We start from the raw sequence: 23,710 nt of genomic DNA on the forward strand, positions 1-23,710 counted from the left end.
GGAAGTCTATCATGATTGAAGTATCTGCACCTGGAAAACTATATATTGCTGGAGAGTATGCAGTTGTTGAAACTGGCCATCCTGCAATTATCGTAGCTGTTGATCAGTTTGTGACCGTTACTATGAACGCCGCTAGAAAAATCGGTAGTATCCGCTCTACCCAATATAGCGACCTACCTATTCGTTGGACAAGAAGAGATGGCGAACTAGTTTTAGATATTCGTGAAAATCCCTTTCACTACATTCTCGCCGCCATTCGTTTAACTGAAAAGTATGCGCAAGAAAAAAATGTCTTACTTTCGTTTTACGATTTAAAAGTGACTAGCGAACTAGATAGTTCAAATGGTCGCAAGTACGGGCTGGGATCAAGTGGCGCCGTTACAGTCGCAACAATTAAGGCCTTAAATGAGTTCTACGGCTTACAGCTAGATTTATTGGAAATCTTCAAGCTAGCGGCTTTAGCTCACTTAGAAGTCCAAGGAAACGGCTCTTGCGGAGATATCGCAGCTAGTTGTTATGGCGGCTGGTTAGCCTTCTCAACCTTTGACCATCAGTGGATTCATCAACAAAAAGGTTGTTCTGTTACTCAATTACTTCAAATGGATTGGCCGGGTCTATTGATTCAACCGCTGGAGGCTCCGAAAGATTTACGCTTAATTATTGGTTGGACAGGAAGCCCTGCCTCAACTTCTGACTTAGTTGATCAAGTTCATCAATCAAAAGAACAACAACAAACTAGGTATCAAGAATTTCTTTCCGAAAGCAAAAAATGTGTGGAACAAATTATCCATGGTTTCATGGTTGATGACGTCCATTTAATTCAGCAGATGATTCGAAAAAATCGTCGCTTACTAAACGAACTGTCTCACTTGACTGGTGTTACCATTGAAACAACCGCCTTAAAAGAGCTTTGTGATTTGGCAGAGTCCTTTGATGGTGCGGCTAAATCTTCTGGTGCTGGTGGAGGAGACTGCGGGATTGTCTTATTCAATCAAAAATCAGGTATTCTACCTTTGATGAGCGCGTGGGAAAAAGCAGAAATTACGCCCCTTCCCCTTCATGTCTATAACCGTCCCAGAAAGGATTATAAATGAATCGAAAAGACGAACACGTCTCTTTAGCAAAAGCTTTTCATAAAGAAAAAACAAATGACTTTGACAGCGTTCGACTCGTCCATTCTTCGTTGCCAGAGATATCCTTGAAGGAAGTCGATTTGTCGACAAAACTTTTTAACTTTACTTTGAGTAGCCCTTTTTATATCAATGCAATGACTGGTGGTAGTCCAAAAACAAAAGAAATCAATCGCCAACTAGCACTTATTGCTAAGGAAACAGGCTTACTCATTGCGACAGGTTCTGTTAGTGCGGCACTCAAAGACGAGCAACTAATTGACTCTTACCGAGTGATGAGAGAGGTCTATCCAGAAGGAAAGATACTTATTAACATTGGTGGTGGGGTTGCTGTTGAGCAGGCAAAACGAGCTGTTGAATTGTTCAAAGTAGATGGCTTACAAATCCATCTAAACGCCCCTCAAGAGCTAGTGATGCCTGAAGGAGATCGGGATTTCAACAGCTGGTTATCTACGATTGAAGCAATCAATCAAGAGCTGAATGTGCCAATTTTAGTCAAAGAAGTTGGCTTTGGCATGACACGCGAGACCATCCAAGCACTTCTATCTGTTGGTATTCAAACAATCGATGTCAGTGGCCAAGGAGGGACTAGCTTTACTCAAATTGAGAATGCGCGCCGAAAGAAACGAGAATTCAGCTACCTAGACAATTGGGGCCAATCAACCGTGGTTTCTTTACTAGAAGCCAATGAGTTAACTAGAAATTTTCAAAAGGTTGCTTCTGGTGGCATACGCGATGCCTATGATATTTTTAAGGCACTTTGTCTAGGTGCAGATGCAGTCGGAGTGTCTGGAACCATTCTCAATTCACTACTTTCAGATGGCACCGATAAAACTATCGAATTGATTCAACATTGGCAAGAAGAACTGCGCGTCCTTTATACTATGACTGGCAGTAAAACAACAGCGGACCTTAAAAAACAGCCCCTAATTCTTACTGGTTATCCAAAAGATTGGGCACAAGCACGACAGATTGATCTAAGTAAATACGGCTTGAGAAACTAAAAAAATAAACGAGCGACACTCTTAGATGCTTCAGAGTGTTGCTCGTTTGTTTTAGGCTGATTACTAACTATGACTATCGGTGCCTGCCATGGCTATTTACTCACGAAGCTGTTTTATTTCCCAAACAGTTTTTTGAAAAAGCCTGTTTTTTCTTCCACCTCTGTTGGCACTTCTTCAGAGACTTCTACTCCTTGAATGAAACGCTGGAAATTTAGATTCTCTTGAAGTAGCTGACCATTCATCTCAATCAGCCCTTGTAAACTCCCAGCTAGTCGGCGTATACCTCCCGCTGTCAGCCCATGAAAGGGTTCAGTTTCTTCCCCTGCTTCCATCTTATCAGATAACTGTGTAAATTCAGCCACTAAAGCTTGTAACACCTGACGTTGCTCTGAAAACAGCTGGCTGATTTCTTGAGGCACAACCGAAACACTCGCCTCTTTTTGACTATCAGAAAAATCTGTCACGACAGTCAGTGCATCACTATAATCCTGTAAATCAAAGACAAAGGTCCTTATCTCCTCATTTGCAGATAGCTGTTTGTTCCCTTTTAATCTTGGTAATAAAGTCATTAGTTTGTTTCTTGACTTAACTAATTCATCTAATGCGGTTTGAATTGTTTCCATTATAAATCCACATCCTTTGTGTACGTTTTCAACTGTATACCTAGTGTACCTATTTTCCGCCTCTTTTTCAATCTATCTTTTGCATCAGTGCCTATAAGGTCCAAATGAAATCGGAGTCTTTTTGCGCAGACCTTCAACTCTAGCATCTCCCATGCGTAGAAGTTGTTGAGAGCGGAACGCAGTCCATCTGTTCTACAAGTGTTCCACCTTTAGAAATTGGTGGGGCGGAGTGAAGACCTTCAACTCTAGCATGTCTCATGCGTAGAAGTTGTTGAGAGCGGAACGCAGTCCATCTGTTCTACAGGTGTTCCTCCTTTAGAAATTGGTGGGGCGGAGTGAAGACCTTCAACTCTAGCATGTCTCATGCGTAGAAGTTGTTGAGAGCGGAGCGCAGTCCATCTGTTCTACAGGTGTTCCACCTTTAGAAATTGGTGGGGCGGAGTGAAGACCTTCAACTCTAGCATGTCTCATGCGTAGAAGTTGTTGAGAGCGGAACAACGTGCAGATGGAGTTGCTTCTGTACCCACCGTTTATTCGGATAAAAAGAGACTAGGACATAACTGATAAAGTTATGTCCCAGTCTCAACCTCTTTTTAAAGCATTTCTATCCACTAAAAATTCGAATTATGCGTTATAAGCATCAATGATGATTTGTTTCAATTCGCTGATTAATGGTTCTTTTGGATTCGCTGTAGTACATTGGTCTTCGTAAGCTAATTCAGCCATGTGGTCTACTGTTGCGTCTAATACTTCTTGAGTCACTCCTTGAGCCTTCAAGTTCATATCGATACCAACAGATGTTCCTAAATCAGCTACAGCTTTAATTAATGATTCTACTAATTCAGCCGTTGTTTTTCCTTTAAGACCTAAGAATTTCGCAATATCTGCGTAATCAGTGTCTGCACGGAAGTAATCATATTTAGGGAACATTGCATGTTTTGATGGATCCTTCGCATTGTAACGGATAATATGAGGCAATAGAATTGCGTTCGTACGTCCGTGTGGAATGTTGTATTCTCCACCGATTTTGTGTGCAACTGAGTGACAAATCCCCAAGAAAGCATTAGCAAATGCCATACCAGCCATTGTTGATGCATTATGCATTTTTTCACGTGATTCCATATCAGGTGTTTTCACAGATTTTTCTAGGTAATCAAACACAAGTTTAATTGCTTGTAAGCTTAAACCACGTGTGTAGTCAGATGCCATAACTGAAACATATGACTCAATTGCGTGTGTTAATACGTCCATTCCTGTATCAGCAGTTACTGAGGCTGGGACTGACATAACAAATTGAGGATCCACAATTGCTACATCTGGTGTTAACGCATAATCTGCTAATGGGTATTTTACATGTGTTTCACTATCTGTAATAACCGCAAATGGTGTTACTTCAGAACCAGTACCAGAAGTTGTTGGAATACATACAAATTGAGTTTTTACTGCTTTTTCAATTTTGTACGTACGTTTACGAATATCTAAGAATTTTTGTTTTGCGCCAAAGAATTCTGTATCTGGGTGCTCATAGAACATCCACATTCCTTTCGCAGCATCCATTGCAGACCCACCACCTAAAGCGATGATTGTATCTGGTTGGAAATCATTCATAACTTTTGTTCCAGCGTAAACTGTGTTTGTTGATGGATTTGGTTCTACTGCTGAGAACACTTCAATCTTCACATCATTTTTACGTTTTTGTAATTCTTTACGAACAACATCAGCATAACCAAATTGAACCATTCCTGGGTCACAGACTAACATAACGCGTTCAACATTTTCCATTTTTTGTAGGTATTGTAAAGAATTTTTTTCAAAGAAAATTTTTGGCGGTAATTTAAACCATTGCATATTATTTCTCCGTTTCGCTACAGTTTTGACGTTAATTAAGTTGATGGCAGATACGTTACGAGAAACTGAGTTTTTACCATATGATCCACAGCCTAATGTTAATGATGGAATCATTTCATTATAAATATTACCGATTCCGCCTTCTGCTGATGGTGTATTGACTAAGATACGGCAAGCTTTCATGCGTAAACCAAATTTTACATGTAAATCTTCATTTTCACTGTGGATAACAGCAGTATGTCCTAATCCACCAAGTTCAAGCATTCCTTGACATAAATCAAAGCCATGCTCTGTATTATTTGATTTAATCATCGCTAAGACTGGTGATAATTTTTCACGTGAAAGTGGGTATTCAGCACCAACGCCTTCTAATTCAGCTACTAAGATTTTTGTTCCAGCAGGGACTTTGATGCCCGCTAATTTTGCAATAGCTTCTGCAGAATGACCAACGATTGCTGGATTAACTGCATATTTCCCTTCGTTCATTACTGCATCTTCAAGTTTTTGTAATTCGTTTGGTTTTACGAAGTATACTTGATGTGCTTCAAATTCAGCTTTAACTGCTGCATAGATTTCTTTATCAACGATAACTGCTTGTTCAGAAGCACAAATCATACCGTTATCAAATGATTTAGAAACGATTAAATCATTTACTGCACGTTTGATTTTTGCTGTTTTTTCGATGTAAGCAGGAACGTTACCAGCGCCAACTCCTAATGCTGGTTTACCAGTAGAATAAGCTGATTTAACCATTCCAGGTCCACCAGTTGCTAAGACGATTGCGACACCAGGATGATTCATCAACATTGATGTTGCATCAATTGATGGTTGTTCAATCCATTGTACACAGTTTTCAGGAGCCCCAGCCGCAATCGCTGCATCACGAACGATACGTGCAGCTTCTGCAGAACATTTTTGTGCACTTGGATGGAAAGCAAAGATAATTGGATTTGCTGTTTTCAATGCAATCATTGCTTTGAAGATTGTTGTTGAAGTTGGGTTAGTTGTTGGTGTAACACCACACACAACGCCAACTGGTCCAGCAATCTCGATGATTCCTGTTTGAGGATCTTCATTAATTACACCGACTGTTTTGTCATGTTTGATACTATTCCAAATATATTCAGAAGCATACATGTTTTTGATTGCTTTGTCTTCAACAATCCCACGTCCTGTTTCTTCAACTGCCAATTTCGCAAGAGGCATATGTTGATCTAACGCAGCCATTGCCATTTGATGAACGATATGGTCAACCTTTTCTTGATCGAAATCTTCCATTTCTTTTAAGGCAACATTTGCTTTCGCTGCTAGTTCATCAATCATTCCTTGAACATCAAGTTCTTTTGTCTCTTCTTTTTTCAACGTCTTAGCCATTGTGTTCCTCCCATTTGGATACTATTTTTATTTGTTACTCATTTCACATTTAAATCATACAACACTTAAAGGTAAATGTAAATAGTTTTTGTGATTATTTTCACAGTTATTTTATAAACTCATATACGTCAAGGGGTAAACCAATATATTTTTTTATTCTTTACAATAAAAAGTTGTTTCCATTTTCATGAAAACAACTTTTTAACTAATTAATCATTACACAATCTTGCGTGAAATCCAACAATATTTATTAAAATAAATCAGAAAAATCTTCTAGTTCTTGGAATTTTTGCGTAGTTGTCTGAATTTTTAATTGCTGATAATCAAAGAATTCATTCGGGCGAATAGATAAAATGTCCATCCTCTTTTCTTTGACTGTAGGAAGATTCTTTTTCTTCTGCCACCGATAATCAGAACAATATTTTTTTAATTCTTCTAAACCAATCGCTTGATAACCAGTAGAATGGAATTCTTTTATCTTTGTTTTGTAGGCTTGATTGATGATAAATCTCTCTAATGGTTTGAACATCGTTTCCTCCTAAAAAGAAAAAGGTTCTGGAGTCCAGCAAGAACTGCCAACTCCAGAGCCTTCTACTAGACGCCTCACTGAGTAAGTGAGGCGTCCAAGCTTTTGTTTATTCTTCTGAATCGCTTGACTCTTCAGATGTTTCAATTGATGTTACAGTATCATCAACTTGAACAGAAGCAGCTGGTTTGACTGTCTTGATAGACGCACGGTCAAATTCCAAAAAGATTCCTTCACAATCTAAAACGACTGTTCGTTTGTCTTCATTAAATTCAGAAATCACGCCATGTAATCCGCCGATTGTTACGACGTTATCACCTGGTTTCATACTGTCTAATAAGTTTTGACGTTCTTGTTGTTGTTTCTTTTGTGAACGTGACATGAAGAACCACATCCCGATAAGAACAACGAACATCATAAGCATTGGTAAAGAAGCCATTTATTTCACCTCACAGTTTTGTAATCACAATCTTAACTTTAGCAGAAAACGGCTCGTTTAACTAGCCTTTTCCTCTATTTTTTAGAAACTTTTCGGATTCTCTTTATTAAAGCCATATTCTTCAAAAAAGGCTTGTCTAAATTCAAGTAAATTATCATCCATAATCGCTTGACGAACTTGCTTCATCAGGTGCAACAAGAAATGAAGATTATGATAAGAAGTTAGACGAATCCCAAAGGTTTCATCACACTTAATCAAATGGCGAACATACGCTCTTGAGTAATTTTTGCAAGTGTAACAATCACATTTTTCATCGATTGGACGGAAGTCATGTGCATATTGTGCGTTTTTAACAACAAGACGACCTTGAGAAGTCATACAAGTACCGTTACGGGCAATTCTTGTTGGTAAAACACAGTCAAACATATCCACGCCACGAATCACGCCATCTATCAGAGAATCAGCAGCTCCCACACCCATTAGGTAACGAGGTTTATTTTCAGGAATCAGAGGTGTCGTAAAATCAAGCACGCGATTCATCTCTTCTTTTGATTCACCTACAGAAAGGCCACCAATCGAATAGCCAGGAAAGTCCATCCCAACTAAATCCTTCGCACTTTGCCGACGTAAATCTTCAAAGCCCGCTCCTTGAATAATCCCAAACAAACCTTGACGATCTGGATTCGCATGTGCTTTTAAGCCACGTTCTGCCCAACGAGAAGTCCGTTCAACTGACTTTTTGACATAATCATAACTCTCGTCAAACGGCGGGCATTCATCAAAGCTCATCATGATATCTGAGCCTAATTTATTCTGAATGTTAATCGCCTTTTCAGGAGAAAGGAACATTTTTGAACCATTTAAATGATTTTTAAAATGAACGCCCTCTTCCACAATATTTCGCATATCACTAAGCGAAAACACTTGGAAACCACCAGAATCAGTGAGAATCGGTTGGTCCCAATTCATAAATTTATGCAATCCACCAGCTTCTTCCACTAAATCCTCTCCTGGTCGAAGCCACAAGTGGTACGTGTTACTTAAAATGATTCCTGCGCCCATCTCTTTCAATTCTTCAGGCGACATTGTTTTCACAGTGGCTAATGTTCCAACAGGCATAAACATTGGTGTCGGAAACGTCCCATGTGGCGTGATAATTTCACCCAAACGAGCACCTGTATGTTTTTCTTTCTTTATTAATCGATAACGAATGGCAGGTTGAGACATTCATTTCCCTACTTTCTATTTTTAACTTATACAACTTTCTCTATCATAATAGTTTCCCCTTCTTTTGGCAAGATTTCACAAAAGTTCTTCTCAAAAATTAGAAGAGGCACCCGACCCTCACTTTGGCCAGAGTACCTCCCTTTTTGTTCTATAGGAAACTAACGCTTTTAAAGCTCTTCTGTTTCTTCTTCTGGACTTTGGTGGAACTTGATCAGCTCGTTAACAAAGATAGGAACAATTGATAAGACAATCGCCAACATCCAGTGGTTTAAACTGATTCGGACAAGTCCAAACAAATCTTGTGTGAATGGTAATAAAGCAATTACCGTGGTAATCGTTGTTGCTAATACAGCCATCTCAAAGAGTGATTTATTACTCTCTAGCTTCACTTTAAAAATGGACTGTGAACTTCTGACATTAAAGACATGTAAAATAGATGAATAAGCTAGGATTAAGAAGGCCACTGTTTGACCAACTTCATGACTAGCATCAATCCAAGGGCTGACACTGTCAACAAATGAACCTAAATAGAAACCAAACAATGTAATGACGGTAAAGACACTCGCATTAATCCCAATTTTTTGCCATAAACCACGTGCAAAGACGCCTTCATTTCTTGGAATCGGTGCTTCATCCATAATGCCTCTTTCAGCAGGTTCTTTTCCTAAAGCAAATCCAGGTAACCCATCTGCTACAACGTTAACAAATAACAATTGAACGGCGGTAAACGGCGCCCCCCAGCCAAACAACATCGCTAGTAGGACAATAAATATCTCTGAAATATTACAGCTCAACAAGAAATTAATTGCTTTTCTAATATTGCGATATACTGCACGACCTCGAGCAACTGCATCAACAATCGTCGCAAAATTATCATCCGTTAAGACCATATCAGCGGCACTTTGAGCCACGTCTGTTCCAGTAATTCCCATTGCACAGCCGACATCACTCGCTTTTAAAGCAGGTGCATCATTAACGCCATCCCCTGTCATAGCCACAACCGCTCCTGTACGCTGCCAAGATTTAACAATTCGAATCTTATCTTCTGGTGTTACACGAGCATAGACTGACAAATCTTTAACACGGGCATCTAGCTCCTCATCTGTTAATTGATGTAGCTGAGAGCCAGTTAGGGCTTCACTTTTGTTTGAAAGAATGCCCAACTCTTTTGCTATGGCACTAGCTGTAACGACGTGATCTCCTGTTATCATTACTGTCTTAATTCCGGCGCGCTTGGCTCTAGCGATCGCCCCTTTACTCTCAGGTCTTGGCGGATCAATCATTCCAATTAAGCCTAGTAAACGTAAATCTTTTTCCAAAACCTCTGAACGAATATCCGTTGGTTCCTCTTCGTGAATCGCATAACCGACTGCAATCACACGTAAAGCTTTTTTACCAAAACGATCATTTACAACAGCGGCTTGATCAACATCTCCAAAACGGAATCTGGGAAGTAGAACATCAAACGCCCCTTTTGTTATGGAGATATACTTTTTCCCCATCGAATGGACGGTTGTCATCATTTTTCGACTCGAGTCAAACGGAAGCTCGGCAATTCTTGGATATGCCTCCTCTAACTCAGCTTTCGTATGATAGTTTTCCTCAACTGCTCGAACAATCGCAGCTTCAGTCGGATTTCCCTTCACGATTAGTTCGCCATCTTCTTTTTCTACAAGAACATCTGAACAAAGAGAGGCCATTTTCAATACTTCCATTGCTTCGTCTGTCATCGCATCTTCTGTATGGATAACCTCATCTCCACGTGTCCAAACGCGGCGAACACGCATCTTGTTCTGTGTGAGGGTCCCTGTTTTATCTGAGCAGATTACATTGGCCGTTCCAAGCGTCTCAACAGCTGGTAATTGGCGGATAATCGCATTTTTCTTAGCCATTTTTTGCACACCAAAAGCCAAGGTTAATGTCACAATCACTGTCAATGTTTCGGGAACTGCAGCAACCGCTAAGGAAACAGCTGTCATAAACATCTCAAGCATAGGCTCTCCTTGCAGTTGACCAATGATAAAAACTAATGCAGCTGCACCTAATGCAAGTAAACTGATTCGTTTTCCTAATGAGTTTAGACGTTTTTGTAAAGGTGTTTTTTGGGCTGTATGATCATTCAATAACCCCGCAATTTTCCCCATCTCCGTCTGCATTCCCGTTGCTGTAACCACTGCTTGACCACGGCCATTAGCGACTGTACAGCCTTTAAAAATCATGTTCAATTGATCGCCTAAGTTTTCATCCTCTTTTCCTACGAACTCCGCATCTTTTTCTACGGCTTCACTTTCCCCGGTCAACGCAGACTCCTCAACCCTTAGCTGGGAAGTTTGCGTTAGCCGAGCATCAGCTACAATCATGGAACCAGACTCCAATACCAAAACATCACCGACAACTATTTCTTCAGCATCAACTTTTTCAACCTTACCTTCTCTCAGAACTAGACAGGTTTGTTTGTTCATATCCTGTAAAGCAGAAAGAGCTTTTTCAGCATTACCTTCTTGAACAATTGCTAGAACTGAATTAATCACTACAATTGCTATGATTAAAATTCCTTCAAAATAATCTCCGTGATCCGTAGCAATTGCCGTATAAAATGAAATCGCTGCTGCCACCAATAGAATCATTGTCGTAAAATCAGTCAGATTATGTAGAAACTTTTTCAAAAGCGAGTCTTTTTTTGCCTCTTCAAATTTGTTTCGCCCCTGTTCTTTCAAGCGTTGACTAGCTTGAGTGTTTGTCAGACCTATTTTTACATCTGTCTGCACCTCTTCGACTAGGTAATCCACAGTTTTTTTGTATGCATCCATTCTATTCCTCCTTATTTTCTAGTGAAAAGAAAGTTTTCCTTCCTATATTACTATAGCATGTTTTTTTCTATTTTTTATAATAAATGCCCGTTTTCTTTAGAAAAGTCACAAAATTTTCATATTTTCTGACAAAAAAATAAACAGTTCGAAAACGAGCTTTAAATTTGCAAACGCTTTCTATCCGTGGTATATTATGAGTGTAAGGAAGGAGGATAAATTAGTTAGGTTAAAGAATTTCTCGATGTAGAAACATTGTAAACAAAGTTGTTAAAAGTATTAGATTCACCTTTTAGATTATGCGTGTGGAGTATTTAAGAAACTTAAAAATAGTGAATGCGTGATACGACATGTGATGCGTGGGAGCACGACATCAATTAGTAAGTCAATATCGTAATAAAAAACAATTGAATAGAGTCTCATGTTACAAAAAGTAGAAACTGTTACGAAGAACAAGATGTTTGTTTATGAGATAAAAGAAATTCAAAAGATACTTTGCATGGATAATGAAAAGTAACGTTAACCAATTAACCAACTAATTCCCTTCCGAATACAGAAAAGCTGAGCCCATCGAGAGCTCAGCTTTTTTTAGTTTTATAGGTTGTCCATTCATTTTCAAAGATTGCGATAACCGAATTTTAGACAGTTATCAAAACAAGCAACTTCGTATCAATTTGTTTGCTACTAATGTTTGTTCTACTATCATTAATGAACTGAGCACTTATTTTACAAACATCGCATCGCCAAAACTGAAGAATCTATACTGTTCGTCAATTGCATGTTGATAAGCCGCTAAAGTTAAATCTCTTCCTGCAAACGCGCTGACTAACATGACTAATGTTGACTTTGGTAAATGGAAATTGGTTGAGAAGGCTTGAACCACTTTAAATTCATACCCTGGCGTAATAAAGATATCTGTCCAACCACTATCTGCTTTAATTGCGCCATCGAATTTACTACCAATTGTTTCAAGTGTTCGAATCGAGGTCGTGCCGACTGCGACGATTTTTCCACCGTTTTCCCGAACTTGGTTTAATTGATTGGCCGCCTCTTCAGTTAATCGATAAAACTCACTATGCATCTCATGTTCGGAGATATTCTCAACACTCACTGGACGGAAAGTTCCAAGTCCCACATGCAGTGTTAAATAAACCAGCTGAATTCCTTTTGCTTGAATCGCTTCTAACAACTCAGGAGTAAAATGAAGGCCGGCAGTTGGTGCTGCTGCTGAGCCATTTTCTTTAGCATACACTGTTTGATAACGATCCGGATCAGAAAGTCGTTCTTTAATATAGGGTGGTAAAGGCATTTCGCCTAAAGATTCTAAGATTTCTAAGAAAATGCCGTCATAAGAAAAAGTAATGATTCGTCCACCATGTTCCAGCTCTTCGTTCACAATTGCTTTTAAGCGTCCGTCACCAAAAACAATTTCTGTGCCAACCTTTGCTCTTTTTGCAGGTTTAATTAAAGTTTCCCATGTATCCCCTGATGTATTTGTTAATAATAAAATCTCCAGGTGAGCCCCTGTTTCAGGTTTCTCTCCATGCAGACGGGCAGGTAGAACACGCGTATCATTCATAACCAAGGCATCGCCAGCCTCTAATTCATCGATGATTTCATGGAAATGCTTATCTTCCATTTCCTTTGTTTCACGATTCAAAACTAATAAACGAGAGCTTGCTCTGTCTTGTAAAGGCGTTTGAGCAATCAATTCTTCTGGTAAATTAAAATCAAAATCTTCAGTTGTTAACATTCCTATTCACTCTTTCTTCACTATAGTCTTCGTCATTTTATCACTTTTTCACTTGAAAGGCGAACATCGCCCTTGTCTTTTTTTGGAGGACTTAGCACAACTCTTTTATTTCACACGAAGTTCTATTCTAATGACTCAAAGACTGTCTGCACGGTATAAATAGCATTTAAGGCTTCGGGGAACCCTACGGAATACATTGTGTGAAGACTTCTATAATCTCCTCTTGTGATAATCCTACGTTCAAACAACCATGGATATGCACGGTTAACTGATTGTGCGTGTCTCCTTTCCTTACCGCTTTATCAAAGTAAACGCCTCAGACAAAGAATCTATAGAACGTCATTTTGTTTCTTAGGTTGTTTTTACTTACCGACTTTGGTTATTCTATTTTCCAAAATTATCCTTCACGTACTCACGACAGTCTCTAATGAAACCGCCTTGCTAAATTATTGAAAATTTTCAGAAAAATAGTTATTTTATTCTAATCCTTCGACTCAAAAGTTAGACTATCAAAGAAATTTATAATGTGTCCTATTTGAGAATCCCAAGATTATCATGCATACTGATAACGTAAACAAAAATCAAAATGAAAATCTCGAGGTGAGAAAGTTGATAGAATTTCAACATGTGTCAAAAATATATAAGGGTGGAAAAATTGCCGTTGATGATGTAAATATCTCCTTTGAAAAAGGCGAATTTATTTGCTTTATCGGTACAAGTGGAAGCGGGAAGACAACAACCATGCGGATGCTTAACAGAATGACGGATCCAACCAAAGGGAAAATTTTGATTGATGGACAAGATATTCAAAAAACGAATCCTGTTGAACTAAGAAGAAAAATTGGATACGTCATTCAAAATATTGGCTTAATGCCACATATGACGATTAGAGAGAATATCACACTTGTCCAAAAGCTTTTAAAACAAAGTCAAGAAGATCGTGACAAAACAGCGGAGAAAATGATTGATTTAGTTGAACTCCCCCGTGAAATGCTTGACCGTTACCCAGATGAGCTTTCAGGAGGCCAGCAACAAAGAATCGGTGTCGTCCGCGCATTGGCTGCCAATCAAGATATTATTTTGATGGATGAACCTTTTGGCGCTTTGGATCCAATTACCAGAGACGCACTTCAAGATCTAGTAAAGGATTTGCAAGAACGTCTCGGAAAAACAATTGTCTTTGTTACGCATGATATGGATGAAGCACTAAAGCTTGCCAACCGTATTGCCATCATGAGTGAAGGAAAAGTCATACAATTCGATACCCCAGAAAACATTTTACGCAGTCCAGCCAATGAATTCGTTGAAGAGCTAATTGGAGAAGATCGTTTACTTCAAGCTAAACCTGACGTCACACGTGTTGAAGAAGTCATGTTAAGTACAGCTATTACTATCACACCAGAAAAATCCTTACAAGAAGCCATCAAACTTATGCGTGAAAAACGAGTAGATACCTTATTAGTTGTCGACAATTCACGTACGCTAAAAGGGTTTATTGATGTTGAAACACTTGATAAAATGCGTGGCAAAGTCTCAAGCGTTGGGGACATTACTAATCCGAAAGTCTTCTCTGTGAAAAAAACAGCTTTACTTCGCGACACCCTACAAAGAATTCTAAAACGAGGACTAAAATATGTTCCCGTAGTAGATGAAAAGAACCGAATCGTAGGAATCCTAACCCGTGCTTCTCTTGTTGATATCGTCTATGATGTCATTTGGGGAGAAGAAGGTTCCATCACCGAAGCCATAGAAGCGGCCAAACCAGAAGTAGCTCCTACAGATAAAGAGATCCAGACAGACACGAACATAAAAGAAGGTGTGTAGTTTATGAGTGATTTTTTTAGTCAACATGGCGAAGAAATTTTATCAAAGAGTGTCGAGCATCTGTATATTTCCTTTTTTGCTTTACTGATTGGCATTATCATCGCAGTCCCGTTAGGAATCTTGCTCACTCGGTTTCAAAAAGTAGCAAATATCGTGATTGGGATTACCAGTGCATTGCAGACTGTCCCTTCTCTTGCATTACTGGCTTTAATGATTCCTTTTTTTGGTGTTGGAAAAACACCAGCAATTATCGCTTTGTTCATCTACTCACTTCTTCCTATTTTGAGAAATACCTATATCGGAATGAAGAGTGTTGATTGGAACTATCGAGATGTCGCAAAAGGAATGGGCATGACCAATCTTCAGTCAATTTTTAGTGTCGAGCTACCAATCGCTATGCCAACCATTATGGCAGGAATTCGTTTGGCCGCCGTTTATGTTATTTCTTGGGCAACACTCGCCTCTTATATAGGTGCAGGTGGATTAGGTGATTTGATTTTTAGTGGTTTAAATAACTATCAGCCTGACCTAATTTTTGCAGGAACCATTCCCGTAACAATTCTGGCTTTATTAGCCGATCTTTTATTGGGTGTCTTAGAAAACAAATTAACTCCTGCAGCATTAAAGGAGCGTGAACAATAATGAAAAAAAGAATACGAATTTTTTTGGTCTTTTTAACGAGCCTCACCCTTCTCTCAGGTTGTTCCCTACCTGGTCTTTCGACAAGCTCAGATAAAGACACTATTGCAATTACAGGTGGTATTACCTCTGAAGCTCAAATCTTGGGTAGTCTAGTTGCTGGAATGGTTGAACATTACACAGATAAAAAAGCGACAGTAATTAACAATCTAGCGACAACCACCATTAACCATCAAGCCATGATGAATCATGATGCGAGTATTTCTGCTGCACGTTATACCGGAACTGATTTAACGACTACCCTTGACTTAAAACCTGAAAAGGATCCAAAGGCGGCCTTTTCCATCGTCAAAAAAGAGTTTGAAAGTCGTTACCAACAGACCTGGTTTAACTCTTATGGTTTTGATAACACGTATGTTTTTCTTGTCAGAAAAGATACGGCTGAGAAGTATCATTTAAAAAAAGTCAGTGATTTAAAAGAAGTCGCCGATCAACTTGTTGCTGGTGTCGATACCGCCTGGATTACACGTGAGGGCGATGGTTACGATGGCTTTAAAAAAGCTTATGGCTTTGAGTTTGAGTCGATTTTACCTATGCAAATTGGTTTGGTCTATGATGCCGTTGATGCTGGAAAAATGGATATCGTACTAGGGTATTCAACGGATGGTCGAATTGCTAGCTATGATTTAGTCATGCTAGAAGATGATTTGAAATTCTTCCCCCCTTATGATGCCGCTTCTGTGGTGGATGACCAATTATTAAATGATACCCCTGGATTAGAAGAAGCAATGAAAAAACTTGAGGGAACGATTGATACAAAAAAAATGCAGGAATTAAACTATGAAGCAGATAACAACTTAGTTGAACCTTCTGTCGTTGCAAAACGTTTCTTAAAAGAAAATAACTACTTTGAAGGGAAGTGAAGAAATGGATAAGATGAACGTCTTTCAACAATTTATTTATTATTTCCAAGAAAACGGCGCCTATGTCTTTTCACAATTTCTCCGCCACTTTCTTATCTCTATTTACGGAGTCATTTTTGCCGCTATCGTGGCCATTCCTATTGGGATTGCCATTTCTAAAAAAAGAAAGTTAGCTAACTGGATTATTCGACTGGCGAACATCATTCAGACAGTTCCTTCTCTAGCAATGATTTCGATTCTGATGATTGGTTTAGGCTTAGGCCCCACTGTCGTAATTGTCACAGTCTTCCTCTACTCTTTATTGCCTATCATAAAGAATACCTATACAGGCATGATTCAAGTGGATCGAAATATTCTCGATGTCGGAAAAGGAATGGGCATGACTGCTTGGCAACGTCTCTATATGGTTGAGCTGCCACTTTCTGTTTCAGTCATTATGGCTGGAATTCGAAATGCGTTAGTCGTAGCCATTGGGATTACTGCAATTGGTGCCTTCGTAGGTGCTGGTGGTTTAGGAGATATCATTATTCGAGGAACTAACGCCACCTCAGGAACTTCGATTATTCTTGCTGGAGCACTTCCTACCGCTTTAATGGCTATCATTACAGACTGGGTATTAGGAATCATCGAACGTAAATTAGATCCAGTAAGTAAACACACAGCCTAAGAGATACCTTAACGAATTTAAAAAGGTGCAATCCCAAAAATTGGGCATTGCACCTTTTTATTCTATTCCGACCTATACCTACGAAAGATGTAGTTTCTCCATCAAAGCCCGTGTCAAAACCTCCGAATAATTGATTCCTGCTTTATCTGCTCTTTTAGAAATCCATTCGGGAACTGTCACATTTTTTCGAATTGCTTTGTTGCCCTTAATATAAGGGGCTGCGTCTGCTTGAACCATACTAATAAAGCCTTGATCTACCGTTAACGAATGAATATCGCTAGGAGTCGGTAGCTCGAGCCCTTCATCAATGTAGTAGGCCACCATACTAGACAAAAATACACTTGCTTCACTCATCACATCTTCTAAGGTCTCTCCCTCAGCTGCTCCTTGAAACTCCGGAAATTCAATCCAATACCCATCGTCTTCCTCATGAAAAATTGCTGGATAGGTCTTAATCATACTTCTCACTCCTCATAAAGTTAAGCTACTATCATTTTATGCCAAGCCCTCTCAATATCATTTGTTCTGTTCCTTTTTTTAAATCTCTATTCCCGTGTACAGGGATTGAAACCGGCTCATGGCCGACCTTAAACATAATATGGTGACTACCATTTCTACGGACTTCTCTCCAACCGGAACGTTTAGCAAGACGAACCATCTCTTTTCCAGTAAGCGACATTTCACTTAACTCCCTCACATTTCTATTATACGCACAATGCGTATTAAAGCAACAACTAATGCTCTCACTCGAAAGACAAAAAATTGCTTCTCTAGTTTATTTACGCATTTGATAGGAGTTGACCTTTTCTTAACTGAATGACGAATAATTTTTTTTGCAAAAAAGCTATGAGTAAATGCTGTTTACATTCACTCATAGCTCCAATTTATAAATCTCGTTTGTCTGTTTCTTTTCTTCAAACAGCTTCTTCTTATTTTTTCAAATGATAACTGTAGGTGCCAACGACAATGTTTTGGCGCCATGATAACCGTAGTCTTAGACGAAGACTTGTTTGGTTGTGCAGAATATTTTGCCAACGATGATTTGGCACAAATTGTGGAATTAAGACCGTTGTTGTATAGTTGTGCTTCATAGCATTTTTGCTGACTAGGTCAACGTAACGAATGATTGGTGTTTCGATAGAACGATACGATGAGTGAACCACCGAAAAACGAACATCCGGAAAATTCTCGCGAAACTCAGCTTCGATTTCTTTTTCTTTCTTCACATCTTCATCTAAAGAAACGTGCATCGCCACCACATAGTCCCCGATTGAACGAGCATAGTTTAAAGCACCAACATTGGCCCGAGTCACATTTCCGACCAAAACAAGCACTGTATTTCCATCAAATTCGTGTGCCTTTGCTTTTTCTTCTAGGCGAAGCTGTTCGGCCACTTTCTTATAGTGATCATGAATTTTATAAAAGATAAATAATAAGATAGGCATGATAATAAAGAATGGCCAAATATCTTGCAAACGGTACATAAATAAAATCAAAATGATACTAAACGAAATAGCGGCCCCAACAATATTGGCCAATGATTTACGTAGCCATTTTTTTCCTACGCGACGCCAATGAATCACCATTCCTGTTTGAGATAACGCAAACGGAATAAATACACCAATTGAATAAAGAGGGATCAAACGTTCTGTCGAACCATGGAAAATAAACAATAGAATAATTGAGCCTGCTGCCAAGGTCATAATCCCATTTGAATAGCCTAATCGATCCCCACGGTCTTGATACATATGAGGCATAAATTTATCCTTAGACAGATTAAAAGCTAAGACAGGAAATGCTGAGAATCCAGTATTAGCTGCGACTGCTAAAATTAATGCAGTTGAAAATTGTAAGACATAATACATAAAACCAGAACCAAAAACCGCTTTACCGATTTGAGCTAAGACAGTCACTTCTGTTTCAGGAACAATCCCATACCAATAGTTAATAAACGTAATTCCGACAAAAAAGAAACCTAAAATAGAAGCCATCATCGCTAAAGTTCCTGCAGCATTTTTGGCACGTGGTTTCTTAAAGAAAGGCACTGCATTACTTATTGCTTCTACCCCTGTCAATGAAGAAGACCCCGATGAAAAGGCTCGTAATATCAGCGCAATGGAAATTCCTGGAACCACCGTTCCAGGGATAGCAGTCGCATGTAATGGAACTGCACCGGTGAGAATATTAAATAAACCAATAAAAATTAAAATTGTTATAATTCCAATAAATAGATATACTGGGAAAACTAAAAACCCTGCCGACTCTCTTAATCCTCTTAGATTTAACATCATGATTAAGAGAACAATCATCACCGAAATAGCTACTTGATGATTATACAATGCCGGAATAGCGGAAGTAATCGCTTCTGCACCAGCCGAGACAGATACGGCTACCGTTAGCATGTAGTCAATTAATAAAGAACCACCAGAAATCAGTCCTGCATTCTTCCCTAAGTTTTCGCTACTAACAACGTAAGCTCCACCGCCATGAGGATACGCATGAATAATTTGGCGATAAGATAATGTTAATGAAACTAATAAGACAATTACGACAGCTGCAATCGGTAATGAATACCAAATCGCGGCACTGGATAAAGCTACTAAGACAACTACGATCTGTTCTGTCCCGTAAGCAATAGAAGATAATGCATCGGAAGACAACAAGGCCAAAGCCGAAAATCGACTCAGCTTTTGCTCATCATTCTCGGCAGACTTCAATGGTTTTCCTACCAACAATCTTTTTAAATAATCCACTTTCCAACATCCTTCCTTCTATCCCGTTTACTTTATTGTACCTAAAATAAACAGATAAACAAAACAGTATGCTACGCTCACTTACCCATAAAGTCAATGAAAATTCCAATAATTTTTCATAAGAAGACACTGAGCAAATTGGCCGATTCTATTTTAGTTTCTCATTTAACAATCGACATTAATTAATAACGTTTGTAATAATAAAGTTCCTACTATTGAAGATTCAATATTCAATCTATACCTAACGACGAATAACCCTATTAAAATACCAATAACTGTGATATTGTATAACTAGACCAATTTTACAGGAGAAGAGCTTATGGATCAAAAAAGATATTTTGACTTATTGGCAAAAGAATTTGAAAACAGCGGAGAGATTATTACTGAGTTAATAAATTTGGAAGCCATCTTAAATTTACCAAAAGGAACCGAGCTTTACCTTAGCGATATTCATGGAGAATACCCTGCTTTTGATCACATTTTACGAACAGGGGCAGGAAATTTACGTGAGAAAATTAGCGAATGCTTTGGTGATCAATTATCAGAAACTGAAAAAGATAAATTTTCTCTACTTGTGGCTTATCCTAGAGAAATCCTGAAAGACTCTTCCTTTTTTTCAGAGAAAACTCACAGATGGTTTGAAAAAACGATTTTACAGCTTATCCAACTACTGACTTATGCGGCCTCAAAATATACTCGTTCCAAAGTTCGAAAGGCCCTTCCAAAAAATTACACCTACATTGTAGAAGAACTTCTTTATACCGATATTTCACTAAACGAAAAAGAGGTCTACTATCAAGAGATTCTCACTCGTCTGATTGAATTGGGGGAAGCTCCCTCATTTATTATCGAGGTTTCAACAAGCATTCAACAATTGGTTCTTGACCATTTACATGTTGTCGGAGATATTTTTGACCGAGGTCCAAATGCAGACAAAATTATGACGCGTTTGATGACTTATCATTCATTAGACATTCAATGGGGAAATCACGATATTTTATGGCTAGGGGCCTATGCAGGATCAGAGGCTTGTTTGTTGACACTGCTGCGAATTGCCGCACGCTACAATTATCTCTATGAACTCGAAAGTGCCTATTCCTTAAACTTACGTCCCCTTTTTCTCTTTGCTGAAGACACCTATCAGGAAAATGATGGTTTCTCACCCAAAGAGCGTAAGGGCGGTAAACCCTTCCAACCTGAAAGCGATGAGCGCTTAGAGAAAGTCCATCAAGCGCTAGCGATTATTCAATTCAAGCTAGAAGGGCAAATTATCCTGAGACGACCCTCGTTTCAGATGGAGGATCGTTTGTTTTTAGACAAAATTGATTTAAAAACGAATCAGCTACAAGTGGGCGAACAAACCTATCCGCTTAATCATTCTTGCTTCCAGACACTTTCAAAAGAGCAACCGTATAAATTGTCTGATGAAGAACAATATGTCGTGAAAAGTCTGATGCACTCGTTTCAGCATTCTGAAAAATTACAACGACATATGAGATTCCTGTTAGCGAAGGGAAGCATGTATCTCGTCTACAATAACCACCTTTTGTTCCATGGTTGCATTCCATTAAATGAAGAGGGTCGGTTCATGGAATTGAACATCGATGGTGTCTTTTACTTTGGAAAATCTTTACTTGAACAATTTGAAAAAAGAATTCGCCAAAGTTGTCTACAGCCGACTGTCCATGATGATTTGGCGACGGATTTAATTTGGTACAGTTGGGTGGGTAAGGCTTCTCCACTGTTTGGTCGTAGTGCGATGACCACTTTTGAGCGTTACTTTATTGACGATAAACAGACGCACAAGGAGCACAACAATCCATATTATCGTTTGCGAAATACGGAAAAAACTTGTCAGATGATTCTGACTCATTTCGGTTTGGAACATGAGCAGTCGAAAATAATTAACGGGCACACACCAGTCAAAGTGACAAAAGGTGAATCTCCAATTAAAGCCTCTGGTAAGCTATTTGTGATTGATGGTGGGCTCTCAAAGGCCTATCAAGAAACGACTGGAATTGCGGGCTATTCATTACTCAATAATTCCTATGGGTTCCAAATTGTGACGCATCAGCCTTTCCACTCGATTCCAAAGTTGTTGGACGAGCAACGCGATCCTACTTATTTGAAAAAGGTAATTGATACCCAAGTCAAACGAACGTTAATAAAAGAAACAACTATCGGAGCAAGTATCCAAGAGCAATGCCAAGTCCTAACCGAACTACTGGCTTACCTAAAAGAAAAAAATCGTTAGTTAACTCCATGCCCTGGGCTTGTTAGCTAGGGATGAAGGATCTCCAAAGTCAACGTTGTACAACAAAAAACGAGCAGTGAGTTTAGCTTTATCATAAACTCACTGCTCGTTTCTATTATTATGGCTTCACTCACCCATGAAATTTCTTACTACTTGAGGCTATCCTCTAAAAAAGAGCGACTACTTTAAGACCGGCCACTGTCTAGTCGTATCAAATGCCTCTGCTTCCTCTTTTGCGCGTTCAACAACTTTTTCAGGGTAATTCATCACTTCTAACAAACGAATCGCATTACGGGTCTTAGAGGGTCCCTGACGAAGTTTGTAGTCAAAGGTAATTCCTTGTTCTTTAGTTACCTGCTCCTCAAAGTGAACATTCTTACAACGGTGTTTTAGGATCTCTGTTAACTCGATATCATGTGTTGCTACAAATGCTAAAGAAGGATAGCCAGTTAACCAATCCACCACACTTGCTGAAGCAGAAATCCTCTCAATGGTATTGGTTCCTTTCAAAATTTCATCAACAAAACAATAACATCTCTGATTCGTTGCTGCCTTATCCAGAACCCGTTTGATTGATTTAATTTCAGCTACAAAATAACTGTCCCCTTCAAATAGATCATCTTCAATAGCCATCGAAGTCAACACGTGGCCTTCTTGTAAGGTAAAACTTTCTGCGACTGCAGTTTGAATCGTCTGAGCCAAAATACAACTGATTGCGACACTTTTTACATAGGTTGATTTGCCAGACGCATTAGAGCCGGTTACCAATGTATTTTCTTGCCAATCGACTTCATTCATAACCGCTTGTGTTAATAATGGATGATAAATACCCTCTGAGGTAACCCCACCATTGGAAAAGACAGGTTGGCAAGTGATTGGCATATAGGTTCTAAAATTTAAAACAGCGGCTGCGACCTCAAATTGCCCCAAAATGTCCCATAACTTTTTGGCCTCTTCCTGATTTTTCTCAAGATGACCTAGTACATAGTGATAAGAAATAAACGGCAACATAAACATAATGTTGATATACTCAAAAAACATCTCTGCCTCACTATTTCCTTTGACACGAAACGCAAAACCAAATTTTGGAATACTTTTCAAAGTCGATAAATGTCCCTTCAACTCTTGACTTAATGGATTAGGGAGTTTAGCGATGGCATTAGCCGTCGAGATCGTTTGAACCAAATAACTCATACTGTTAAGTTCTGTATCAAGGGTTTGTTTTTTGATAAGATAATAGACCGTATTAAAACAAATCGCTCCAATAGTCAAAAGAATTCCTGTCGCTGGTTGAACAAAAATCAGACCCACACCAACAAGTGGCAACAATCCTAAACAGATATAAATCCAAGGATTGGCGATTGTTTTGGACTTGGCATCCGAAAGATACTGCTTCACAAAATTATTATCCTTTTTTCCCAACCGCGCAAAATGAAACTGAATCTCTTCTCTGATTTTTGGCTGTTCCTCGTAAAACTGAATCAGTTTCTCCAGCGTTTGATTTTCTTTTTGATCAAAATTATAATTTCTAAGCCGTTGATAAAGGGCTTCTGAACCCGTGCTCGAATAGGTTGAGTTCAATAACTCAAAAACAGCAAACATATCTAAGTCATACCAAGTAATATCATCAATCTCACTATCAAATTGTTGATAACCTTTTGCCGACTGCCAAGCGTCTTTCAGACTCTTTTCCTTATCAAAGCGTGGCTGACGTGGTTGTCTACCCCACTTTTGTTGAACTAATTTGCGTAGTTTTATTCGATTAGAAATCTCCATCCCAATCACTACTACAATTACAAACACAATTAAAAGAATAATAAAAGACTTTGTTGTCATATAAGCGCCCTCACGAATTCGTTTTCTTTTAAGTTTATCACTTCACAAAAAAAAGAAAAAGCACAAATTTAACAACCTCAAAC

At 38.9% G+C, this 23,710-nt stretch carries 18 protein-coding genes; 7 read left to right on the forward strand and 11 right to left on the reverse strand.

The window, feature by feature from the left end:
- Positions 1-11 precede the first annotated feature (11 nt).
- Both IGI37_RS14060 and fni read left to right on the forward strand, forming a co-directional pair.
- Complete coding sequence (locus tag IGI37_RS14060; RefSeq protein ID WP_438762697.1) at positions 12-1,094, forward strand: phosphomevalonate kinase; 1,083 nt, start codon at positions 12-14, stop codon at positions 1,092-1,094.
- Complete coding sequence (gene fni, locus IGI37_RS14065) at positions 1,091-2,134, forward strand: type 2 isopentenyl-diphosphate Delta-isomerase (RefSeq protein WP_438762698.1); 1,044 nt, start codon at positions 1,091-1,093, stop codon at positions 2,132-2,134. The genes IGI37_RS14060 and fni overlap by 4 nt, the downstream gene beginning before the upstream one ends.
- Positions 2,135-2,247: 113 nt before the next feature.
- On the opposite strand, the gene IGI37_RS14070 is transcribed toward fni, so the two are convergent.
- From IGI37_RS14070 to queA, 7 genes are all read right to left on the reverse strand, one after another.
- Positions 2,248-2,757, reverse strand: a complete 510-nt coding sequence (locus IGI37_RS14070; RefSeq protein WP_438762699.1) for a hypothetical protein — start codon at positions 2,755-2,757, stop codon at positions 2,248-2,250.
- A gap of 624 nt (positions 2,758-3,381) precedes the next feature.
- Positions 3,382-5,979: a bifunctional acetaldehyde-CoA/alcohol dehydrogenase gene (adhE, locus tag IGI37_RS14075; protein WP_438762700.1), complete on the reverse strand. Its 2,598-nt coding sequence runs from the start codon at positions 5,977-5,979 to the stop codon at positions 3,382-3,384.
- 250 nt (positions 5,980-6,229) lie between these two features.
- Positions 6,230-6,508, reverse strand: coding sequence for a post-transcriptional regulator (locus IGI37_RS14080; protein WP_438762701.1), 279 nt, complete (start codon positions 6,506-6,508; stop codon positions 6,230-6,232).
- Positions 6,509-6,614: 106 nt separating this feature from the next.
- Positions 6,615-6,944 (reverse strand): preprotein translocase subunit YajC, encoded by a 330-nt coding sequence (yajC, locus tag IGI37_RS14085; RefSeq protein ID WP_438762702.1) that lies wholly within the window; start codon positions 6,942-6,944, stop codon positions 6,615-6,617.
- Positions 6,945-7,025: 81 nt separating this feature from the next.
- Positions 7,026-8,171, reverse strand: coding sequence for a tRNA guanosine(34) transglycosylase Tgt (gene tgt / locus IGI37_RS14090; RefSeq protein ID WP_438762703.1), 1,146 nt, complete (start codon positions 8,169-8,171; stop codon positions 7,026-7,028).
- Positions 8,172-8,338: 167 nt separating this feature from the next.
- Positions 8,339-10,981: a cation-translocating P-type ATPase gene (locus tag IGI37_RS14095; protein ID WP_438762704.1), complete on the reverse strand. Its 2,643-nt coding sequence runs from the start codon at positions 10,979-10,981 to the stop codon at positions 8,339-8,341.
- A 718-nt stretch (positions 10,982-11,699) separates the two neighbouring features.
- Positions 11,700-12,731, reverse strand: coding sequence for a tRNA preQ1(34) S-adenosylmethionine ribosyltransferase-isomerase QueA (gene queA / locus IGI37_RS14100; protein ID WP_438762705.1), 1,032 nt, complete (start codon positions 12,729-12,731; stop codon positions 11,700-11,702).
- Positions 12,732-13,340: 609 nt separating this feature from the next.
- Between queA and IGI37_RS14105 the strand changes: the two genes are divergently transcribed.
- The 4 genes from IGI37_RS14105 to IGI37_RS14120 are packed head-to-tail and all read left to right on the forward strand — an operon-like array spanning position 13,341 to position 16,784.
- The gene (locus IGI37_RS14105) at positions 13,341-14,555 is read left to right on the forward strand and encodes a betaine/proline/choline family ABC transporter ATP-binding protein (RefSeq protein WP_438762706.1); all 1,215 of its coding nucleotides are present in this window, start codon (positions 13,341-13,343) and stop codon (positions 14,553-14,555) included.
- Positions 14,556-14,558: 3 nt separating this feature from the next.
- A complete protein-coding gene (locus IGI37_RS14110; protein ID WP_438762707.1) occupies positions 14,559-15,197 on the forward strand; it encodes an ABC transporter permease in 639 nt (212 codons plus the stop codon).
- Entirely contained in the window at positions 15,197-16,117 is a 921-nt protein-coding gene (locus IGI37_RS14115) for an osmoprotectant ABC transporter substrate-binding protein (protein WP_438762708.1), read from the forward strand. The genes IGI37_RS14110 and IGI37_RS14115 overlap by 1 nt, the downstream gene beginning before the upstream one ends.
- Before the next feature lie 4 nt (positions 16,118-16,121).
- Complete coding sequence (locus IGI37_RS14120) at positions 16,122-16,784, forward strand: ABC transporter permease (RefSeq protein WP_438762709.1); 663 nt, start codon at positions 16,122-16,124, stop codon at positions 16,782-16,784.
- A 78-nt stretch (positions 16,785-16,862) separates the two neighbouring features.
- Here the strand turns inward: IGI37_RS14120 and IGI37_RS14125 are convergent, their stop codons facing one another.
- The 3 genes from IGI37_RS14125 to IGI37_RS14135 all read right to left on the reverse strand — a co-directional run bounded on the left by IGI37_RS14125 (position 16,863) and on the right by IGI37_RS14135 (position 19,537).
- Entirely contained in the window at positions 16,863-17,243 is a 381-nt protein-coding gene (locus tag IGI37_RS14125) for a type II toxin-antitoxin system HicB family antitoxin (protein WP_438762710.1), read from the reverse strand.
- A 31-nt stretch (positions 17,244-17,274) separates the two neighbouring features.
- On the reverse strand, positions 17,275-17,463 hold the full coding sequence (locus IGI37_RS14130) for a type II toxin-antitoxin system HicA family toxin (RefSeq protein WP_438762711.1): 189 nt from the start codon (positions 17,461-17,463) through the stop codon (positions 17,275-17,277).
- Between the two features lie 250 nt (positions 17,464-17,713).
- Positions 17,714-19,537 carry an APC family permease gene (locus IGI37_RS14135; protein WP_438762712.1) on the reverse strand — a complete coding sequence of 608 codons (1,824 nt, stop codon included), beginning with the start codon at positions 19,535-19,537 and terminating at the stop codon, positions 17,714-17,716.
- A 319-nt stretch (positions 19,538-19,856) separates the two neighbouring features.
- Here IGI37_RS14135 and IGI37_RS14140 point away from each other — a divergent pair, with 319 nt between their 5' ends.
- Positions 19,857-21,791 (forward strand): fructose-1,6-bisphosphatase, encoded by a 1,935-nt coding sequence (locus IGI37_RS14140; RefSeq protein WP_438762713.1) that lies wholly within the window; start codon positions 19,857-19,859, stop codon positions 21,789-21,791.
- 180 nt (positions 21,792-21,971) lie between these two features.
- On the opposite strand, the gene IGI37_RS14145 is transcribed toward IGI37_RS14140, so the two are convergent.
- On the reverse strand, positions 21,972-23,627 hold the full coding sequence (locus IGI37_RS14145; protein ID WP_438762714.1) for a MutS-related protein: 1,656 nt from the start codon (positions 23,625-23,627) through the stop codon (positions 21,972-21,974).
- Positions 23,628-23,710 lie beyond the last annotated feature (83 nt).

The organism is Enterococcus sp. AZ194 (assembly GCF_051713825.1).
In the GTDB taxonomy this organism is placed as follows: domain Bacteria; phylum Bacillota; class Bacilli; order Lactobacillales; family Enterococcaceae; genus Enterococcus_K.